At 74.0% G+C, this 7,750-nt stretch carries 9 protein-coding genes; 6 read left to right on the top strand and 3 right to left on the bottom strand.

Going from position 1 to position 7,750, the window contains the following annotated elements:
• Positions 1-27: 27 nt before the first annotated feature.
• Together E1182_RS11045 and E1182_RS11040 are read right to left on the bottom strand one after the other, a co-directional pair.
• Entirely contained in the window at positions 28-921 is an 894-nt protein-coding gene (locus tag E1182_RS11045; RefSeq protein ID WP_132263722.1) for an SseB family protein, read from the bottom strand.
• Positions 918-1,337, bottom strand: a complete 420-nt coding sequence (locus E1182_RS11040) for a YbaB/EbfC family nucleoid-associated protein (protein WP_132263720.1) — start codon at positions 1,335-1,337, stop codon at positions 918-920. Before E1182_RS11040 ends, E1182_RS11045 begins: the two co-directional genes overlap by 4 nt.
• A 96-nt stretch (positions 1,338-1,433) precedes the next feature.
• On the opposite strand from E1182_RS11040, the gene E1182_RS11035 reads away from it, so the two are divergent.
• Genes E1182_RS11035 through E1182_RS11025 form a run of 3 tightly spaced genes read left to right on the top strand, consistent with a single transcriptional unit; the run spans position 1,434 to position 3,770 of the window.
• Positions 1,434-1,766 (top strand): hypothetical protein, encoded by a 333-nt coding sequence (locus E1182_RS11035; RefSeq protein ID WP_132263718.1) that lies wholly within the window; start codon positions 1,434-1,436, stop codon positions 1,764-1,766.
• A complete protein-coding gene (locus tag E1182_RS11030) occupies positions 1,763-2,827 on the top strand; it encodes a WXG100 family type VII secretion target (protein WP_132263715.1) in 1,065 nt (354 codons plus the stop codon). The genes E1182_RS11035 and E1182_RS11030 overlap by 4 nt, the downstream gene beginning before the upstream one ends.
• Before the next feature lie 22 nt (positions 2,828-2,849).
• A complete protein-coding gene (locus tag E1182_RS11025; protein WP_132263713.1) occupies positions 2,850-3,770 on the top strand; it encodes a hypothetical protein in 921 nt (306 codons plus the stop codon).
• Positions 3,771-3,782: 12 nt separating this feature from the next.
• On the opposite strand, the gene E1182_RS11020 is transcribed toward E1182_RS11025, so the two are convergent.
• Positions 3,783-4,754: an aldo/keto reductase gene (locus E1182_RS11020; RefSeq protein ID WP_132263711.1), complete on the bottom strand. Its 972-nt coding sequence runs from the start codon at positions 4,752-4,754 to the stop codon at positions 3,783-3,785.
• Positions 4,755-4,944: 190 nt separating this feature from the next.
• Between E1182_RS11020 and E1182_RS11015 the strand changes: the two genes are divergently transcribed.
• The 3 genes from E1182_RS11015 to E1182_RS11005 all read left to right on the top strand — a co-directional run bounded on the left by E1182_RS11015 (position 4,945) and on the right by E1182_RS11005 (position 7,674).
• Positions 4,945-5,997, top strand: coding sequence for an LLM class F420-dependent oxidoreductase (locus E1182_RS11015; protein WP_132263708.1), 1,053 nt, complete (start codon positions 4,945-4,947; stop codon positions 5,995-5,997).
• A complete protein-coding gene (locus E1182_RS11010) occupies positions 5,994-6,830 on the top strand; it encodes an undecaprenyl-diphosphate phosphatase (RefSeq protein ID WP_132263706.1) in 837 nt (278 codons plus the stop codon). The genes E1182_RS11015 and E1182_RS11010 overlap by 4 nt, the downstream gene beginning before the upstream one ends.
• 139 nt (positions 6,831-6,969) lie before the next feature.
• Positions 6,970-7,674 carry a histidine phosphatase family protein gene (locus tag E1182_RS11005; RefSeq protein WP_132263704.1) on the top strand — a complete coding sequence of 235 codons (705 nt, stop codon included), beginning with the start codon at positions 6,970-6,972 and terminating at the stop codon, positions 7,672-7,674.
• Positions 7,675-7,750 lie beyond the last annotated feature (76 nt).

Here is a 7,750-nt window from a genome sequence, read left to right as displayed (position 1 = left end):
GCTTCCGAGGGGTGGCGGGGCAGATGGTCAGGCGGTGGGCGCGGGCGGCGAGGGCCGGTCCTCCCCGGTCGGCCCGGCCGGCTGGGCGGCGTCGAGGTCGTTGGCGGCCAGCAGTGCCGTCAGGGCCGGCGCGGTCAGCGTCAGCCCGTGCGGGGCACCCGGGTCGACGGCGAGCCCCCACGCCGGGTCCGGCCAGGCGGCCAGCAGCTCGGCCGCCGGTATCGCGAGGAACGGCACTCCGACGCCGACGAAGGCGGTGAGCGCCTCGGCGGTGGTGAACACCGGCAGTAGCGGGGCCTGACCGGCGTCGTGGACGGTCACCCAGGGGAAATCCCGCTCGGGCGACGGCTCACCGGCCAGCGGTACGCACACCGCGCCGCCGGCGAACGCCCCGAGGTAGCCGGGAAGGTCCTGTGCGGCCGCAGCCCGCGCGAGCCGGTCGGCGACGGCGGTCCCGGCAGCCCCGGCGGAGACCGACGGGTTGGCCACCCGACGCCGGCCCGGCGCGGCGTCCGACAGGTGGCTGTCCGGGACTGCCGGCGGCACCCCGCCGTCCGGGGCTGACCCGGGGGCCGGCGGCACCACGCCGTCCGGGGTGAGCACACGGCAGGCGAGCCCGGCCGGATCGGCGGTCAGCACCGCCCGGGCGGTGTCCGCCGCGAAGCCGCCCCACCAGCGCAACGCCTCGGCGGTGCGGGGCGTCTCCTGGCGCCAGTCGTCGCCGTCGCCAGCGGGGCGCCAGCCCAGCTCGGCCAGGCGCGACGGGTCGTAGGCCGGGCAGCGCCCGGAGACGCTGTCCCGCCGGACCGCCAGCCGCAGCCGGCGCGGCCCGGCGGTCAGTTCCAGATCGGTGTCCTGCCGGCAGGCCGCCAGCGTGTCGTGCAGCCGGACGGCGATCTGGGGCCAGGTCGGGCCGGTCACGCCGGCGGTCGCGGCAGTCGCGCGTCCAGGCCGTCCAGCCGAGCGGCGGCCTCGTCGAGGCGGCCCAGGGCGGAGAAGTCCCCCGGCCGGCCGAACAGCTCGGTCAGGCCGGTGCCCAACTGCGCGGTCAGGCCGTCGGTGCGCTCGGCGAGCCGCTCACCGGCCGCCGAGCGGGCCCGCCGGTACGCCTGGAGCACCATCGCCGTCAGTTCGGCGGTGCCGTACCGCAGCGCCGTCGGCTGGAAGGTCAGATCGGTGAGTTCACCCGCGGCGTCGACCGTGACCGACACCAGCCCGGTCTCGTCGACGCCGGTGCCGACCAGCTCGTCCAGCTCGGCCTGCACCCCGGCGAACCGGCGTTCGACGTCGGCGAGCCGGCCGGCCAGCGCCTCCAACCCGGACAGCGGATCCGTCATGCGTTCGTCCTCCCCTGTGATCACCTCGGCCGGGGTGGCGGTCGAGGCCCGGGAATCGTATCGTCGTCCCGCATCGGAGACGGGGGAGGAACGACAGTGGCGGCGGGCATCGAAGTGGACGTGGCGGCGGTGAAGCGGTTGCAGGCGGCCGCCGCCGGGGTCGCCGCGGCGATGGGGGCGATGGAGGCCCGGGTGGTTGCGGCCGGCGACCTGCCCGACAGCGCGTTCGGGCGCCTGCCCGTGGTCAGTGACATGCTGCGTGGCGCGTACGCCGAGCAGGTGTCCGACGGCACGGCGCTGTTCCGCGCCGGCCAGGACGCTTTCGACCGGGTCGGTGACGCCCTCGCCTCCACGGTGGACAACTACGAGCGCAACGAGCAGGGCATCGAGTCCGGCTTCCGGGCCGTGCACGAGCGGATGGGCCGGTGAGCGGGCCGGCCGGCAGTGCCGTCGAGCTGTGGAACGGCATCGACAACGCGCTGTCCGGGGTGGAGGCCGTCGTCGACAGCGTCTGCCGCACGCTGGCCTGGCCGCTGATCCAGCTGGTCGACATGGTCGACGGCGAGCCGGCGGCCCTGCGGGCCCGGGCCGCCGAGTGGGATGTTCTCGCGGGGCAGGTCCGGGAGCTGGCGATGGGGCACCGCGCGGTACGCGAGGCGGAGCAGCCCGGTTGGCGCTCGGACGCCGGTGACGCGTACGGCCGGCGGCTGGCCGAGGTCGAACAGCAGTTGCTGGACGTGGCGGGGCAGTTCACCGCCACCGCCGAGTACCTGCGCAGTGTCGCCGACGGCCTCCAGACCGTGCACGACGTGCTGGTCGACCTCTGCGTCGAGTTCGTCAACTGGATGCTGGTGACCCTGGTGACCGCGCTGGTGATGGCGCCGTTCACGGCGGGCGCCTCCTGGGCGGCCGGGCTGGCGGTCACCGTGACCCGGGGCATGATCGTGCTCGCCCGGGCGCTGAAGGTGATCCGCCCGCTCGCCGCCCACCTGCAGAAGGTCATCCGGTTGCTCCAGCGGGTCATGTTCCAGCTGCGCAGGCTGCGCAACCACCTCGACAAGCTGGTCGACAAGCAGCGGGCGCTGCGGAAGGGGCAGAAGTCCATCGACAAGCGGCGTGCCGCCGGCAAGGCCGACAAGTGGTACCACAAGGTGACCGACCCGGCGAACGGTCACTTCAAGCTCGGCAAGAGCGGGACGCCGTTCGACATGAGCGCGCTGGATCGGGCCGGCGCGCTGCGCACGCACGGTATGGCCGACGGCGGCCGGATGATCGCCCGGGACTGGGCCACCAACCTGCCGTGGAACGTGCCCAACTCGGTGGTGCATGGTGTGGCCTGGGGCACCACCGCGGTGGTCACCGGCCTCTCCGTGCCGGGCGCGGACCAGGTGGGCGACCGGGTCGGCGACGCGGTGCGCGACGGCGCGGACTGGATCGACCAGAATGTCTTCGGTCAGCCGCCCGCCGCGCAGGAGCCGGCGGGTCGCTGACCCGGCAGCGAGGAGGAGCGGCGTGAGCGGTGCCTGGGGACGACTGGGGCGCTTCGGCGACGCGGTGCGCGAGGGTGCCCGGGTGGCCCGTGACCGGGCTCGCGCCCTGCGCGACGAGTTCCGCACCTCCGACGAACCGGAGCGGGCCCTGGTCGCGCCGCTGGTGACCGGCCAGGAGCTGCGTCATGTCGGTCTGGCACCGGTGCGGGTCGACGAGACGCACCGGGCCGGCAGCCAGTTCGCCGACCACGTCGGGGCCGAGGTGGCCGACGCGCTGGATCCCCGGGTGCTGTTCGGGCTGCTGCACATCGTCAACCCGGTGGCCTGGGTGGAGGCTGTCATGACACCGGTGCGGCTGGCCGCCGGGGTGTTGCTGCTGCCGGGCCGGGCTGCCGCGTTGGCGGCGGGGGCCCCGGAGGCGGTCACCCGCGAGGTCGACGCATCGCCGTCCGACGCCACGGCGCAGCCGCCCCGGCCGGTGCTGCCGCTGACCGACGAACAGGAGGCGTTCCGGGCGCTGTTCCGGCTCAGCCGGCACCGGCCGCTCGCCGACCAGCTCGCCGAGATCGCCTACCGCCGGCGGTACGCCTTCAGCGGCGACCTCGCCACCCTCGCCGGCAGCCTGCTGCTGTTCCTGGAGCGCTACACCGGCACCCCGCTCGCGGTGACCGACACTCATCTGCACCTGCTGCGGATGGGGCGCCGCCCGGACGAGGGGCGCCCCGACCGGCGTCAGCCGAGGCTGTTGTGGAGCGTCGCGCGGCAGCGGATCACCCGCATCGACTGCGACCACGGGACGATGCGGGTGGCGCAGTTCCCGATGACGATCCACTTCGACGACGGTTCCTGGATCCGGGTGGTCAATCCGACCCTCCGCGACGACCAGCACCGTTTCCTCGCCGCTGTCCGCGAGATCCCCGGGCAGCGGCCGGCAGCCGACTGACCGGCGGGCGGCTCAGCCGTCCCGCTCGGGGTAGCCGACCGGCACGGCGGAGACGTCGTCCAGCGCGGTGGTGATCTCCTCCGGCAGGGTCATCCGCTCCACCTGCAACGCGCCGAGCAACTGCCCCACGGTCCGCGCGCCGAGGATCGGCGCGGTCACCCCGGGCCGGTCACGGATCCAGGCCAGCGCCACCTCCAGCGGTGACACGCCGAGGCCACCCGCCGCGATGGCCACCGCCTCGACGATGCTGGAGCAGCGTGGCTCCAGATAGGTGGTGACGAACCGCTCGAAGTGCGCCGAGGCGGCCCGGGAGTCGGCCGGTCGGCCGTTGCGGTACTTGCCGGTCAGCACCCCTCGACCCAGCGGCGACCAGGGCAGCACGCCCAGCCCGAGCGCCGCGCAGGCCGGCAGCACCTCCCGCTCCACGCCCCGCTCCAGCAGCGAGTACTCCACCTGAGCGGCGACCACCGGGGCCCGCCCCGGCCAGGCGGCCTGCCAGGCGGCGGCCCGGGCGGTCTGCCAGCCGGAGAAGTTCGACACCCCGACGTAGCGGACCCGGCCGCTGGCCACCGCGTGGTCCAACGCCGCCAGGGTCTCCTCCAACGGGGTGTCCGGGTCGTACCCGTGCACCTGCCACAGGTCGACGTGGTCGGTGCCCAACCGGCGCAGCGAGGCGTCCAGGGTACGCAACAGGTGCCCGCGGGAACCGTCGCGGCGTCGTCCGCTGCCCGGACGCAGCCCGGCCTTGGTGGCGATCAGCACCTCGTCGCGGGGTACCAGGGTGCCCAGCAGGGAGCCGAGCACCGACTCGGCGTCCCCGTCGGCGAACACGTCGGCGGTGTCGACCAGGTTGCCGCCCGCGTCGAGGTAACTCTTCAGCTGGGCGGCCGCGTCGTCGGCGTCGGTGTCCCGACCCCAGGTCATGGTGCCGAGCGCGAGCCGGGAAACCGCCAGCCCGCTTCGGCCGAGCGGTCGCTGTTGCATGGGTGAACCTTATTTCGAACCCGCCGTCGCGGACATCCTCGCTCCCGTCATGTCTGCCCGCCGCGTCGGCGATCCGACCGTCGCCACCCGACCGGTCCGTCCGCCCGGAGGTTGGGTGAGCCGGTCGTCGGGGCCGCCGCCGTCATTGCGTACCCTGATGCGACCTTGTGGCGCGGATGGGGGAGGACCAGTGCGACTCGGGCTCAGCCTCGGATACCAGACGGCGTGGAGCACACCCGCCGATCACCTGGCGCTCGCCCAGGAGGCGGACCGGCTCGGCTACTCGGTGGTGTGGGCGGCGGAGGCGTACGGCTCCGACTCGCCGAGCATGGTGGCGTGGATGGCCGGCCAGACCGAGCGGATCGACGTGGGCAGCGCGGTGATGCAGATCCCGGCGCGTACCCCGGCGATGACCGCGATGACCGCGGCCACCATCGACGCGCTCTCCGGCGGCCGGTTCCGGCTCGGCCTCGGCGTGTCCGGGCCGCAGGTCTCCGAGGGCTGGCACGGCGTACGGTTCGCCAAGCCGCTGGCCCGGACCCGGGAGTACGTCGACATCGTGAAGCTCGCGGTGGCCCGCAAGGAGGTCGCGTACGACGGCGAGCACTACACGCTGCCGCTGCCCGACGGGCCGGGCAAGGCGCTGCGGCTGGGCTTCCACCCGCCACGCGAACACATCCCGATCTACCTGGCCGCCGTGGGTCCGAAGAACCTGGAGTTGGCCGGCGAGATCGCCGACGGCTGGCTGGCCGTCTTCTACGCCCCCGAGTTCGCCGAGGAGCAGCTCGCCTCGGTGCGGGCCGGCCGGGCGAAGGCCGGCAAGGAGTTGGCGGGCTTCGACGTGGTGCCGTCCGTGCCGGTGGTCGTCGGCGACGACATCGCCACCTGCGCGGAGCTGGTCCGCTGGTACGCGGCCCTCTACGTCGGCGGCATGGGCAGCCGGCAGCAGAACTTCTACAACCAGCTCGCCACCCGGATGGGCTACGGTGACGCCGCCCGCGAGGTGCAGGACCTGTACCTGGCGAAGCGGCAGCGCGACGCGGCCGCCGCGGTGCCGATGGAGTTCATCGACCGCACCTCGCTGCTCGGTCCCAAGGAGCGCATCGCCGAGCGGATGCGGGAGTACGCCGCCGCCGGCGTGAGCACCCTGTCGGTGACCCTCTTCGTCGCCGACCGGGACAGCGGGGTGCAGACCCTGCGGACCGTCGCGGAGGCCCTCGACCTGTCGGGGGTCGGCGAGTGACCTGGGTCGAGGCCATCGTCCTGGGCATCGTCCAGGGGCTCACCGAGTTTCTGCCGGTCAGTTCGTCGGGGCACCTGCGGATCACCTCCGCGATCTTCTTCGACCAGGACGCCGGAGCCTCCTTCACCGCGGTGACCCAGCTCGGCACCGAGGCGGCGGTGTTGATCTATTTCGCCAAGGACATCTGGCGGATCACCCGGACCTGGCTGGTCGGCATCTGGGACCGCTCGGTGCGCTCCAGCCTCGACTACCGGATGGGCTGGTACGTCATCGTCGGTTCGATCCCGATCGGGTTGTTCGGGTTCGTGTTCAAGGACCAGATCCGGGCAACCGCCCGCAACCTGTGGGTCGTCGCGACCACGCTGATCGTGTTCGCGTTCGTGCTGGCCTTCGCCGAGTACTGGGGCCGGCAGACCCGGACCCTGGCGAACTTCCGGCTGCGTGACGGCGTCGTGATGGGTTTCGCGCAGGCGATGGCGCTGGTGCCCGGGGTGTCCCGCTCCGGCGGTACGCTCACCGCGGGGCTGCTGCTGAACCTGACCCGCGAGGCGGCGGCGCGCTACTCGTTCCTGCTGGCCATCCCCGCCGTGGTGATGTCGGGGATCTTCAGCATCGGCGACGTGTTCGAGCCCGCCGCGCCGGGCACCTCGGTGCCGACCGTGGCGCAGATGGTCGTGGCCACGGTGATCGCCTTCGCCGTCGGGTACGCGGCCATCGCCTGGCTGCTGCGCTACGTCGCCCACCACACCCTGTACGTGTTCGTCCTCTATCGGGTGGCGCTCGGCACGCTGGTGCTGTCGCTGCTGCTCACCGGCACGATCAGCGCCACCTGAGCCAGCGGTTGGCGGCCCCGGCGCCAGAGGACGCCGGGGCCGGCACCGGTGGGGGCAGCCAAGGACCTGCCTGCCGTCCGCCGCCGGGACTCCGCCTCGGCGCGAGCGCGGACTTCGCCGCAGGCCCTAGGGTGGAGCCGTGGCGACCCTTCTGCTTCTGCGACACGGCCGGACGACCGCGAACGCCGACGGCGGGCTGGCCGGTCGCCAGCCGGTCGAGCTGGACGACACCGGCCGCGCCCAGGCCAGCGCCGTCGGCGAGCGGCTGCGTGGGCTGCCGCTGGCGGCGGTGGTGACCAGCCCGCTGATCCGGTGCCGGCAGACCCTGGAACTGGCGCTGCCGCAGGTGACACCGGTGGTCGAGGAGGGGCTGATCGAGTGCGGCTACGGCAGCTGGGAGGGGCAGCCGCTGAAGAAACTGGCCAAGGAGCCGCTGTGGCCGGTCGTCCAGCAGCATCCCAGCGCCGCGGTCTTCCCGCAGGGGGAGTCGATGGCGGCGATGGCCGCCCGGGCGGTGACCGCGGTACGCGACTGGGACGCCCGGATCACCGCCGAGCACGGCCCCGAGGCGGTGTGGCTGGCGTGCAGCCACGGCGATGTGATCAAGGCCATCGTCGCGGACGCGCTTGGCGTACACCTGGATCTTTTCCAGCGCATCGTCGCGGACCCGGCCTCGGTCACCGCGATCCGCTACACCCCGCTGCGCCCCTTCCTGGTTCGGCTCAACGACACCGGCGGCGACCTGGCCCCGCTGGTGCCCCCGCCGACCAAGCGGCGCCGACGGGCGCGGCGGCCGGCCGACTCCGACGCCACGGTCGGCGGCGGCGCCGGGGCGGCCGGCTGAGCTGCCCCGGCCGTCGGCGCGTCCCCCGCTGTTCGCCCTGGGCGGATTCCGCGTCGGTGCGGTGCGCGTCCCTTCC

The organism is Micromonospora sp. KC721 (assembly GCF_004348355.1).
Classification (GTDB): domain Bacteria; phylum Actinomycetota; class Actinomycetes; order Mycobacteriales; family Micromonosporaceae; genus Micromonospora.
Note: the sequence above shows the minus strand (reverse complement) of the source record. Positions and strands in the feature narration are given on the sequence as shown.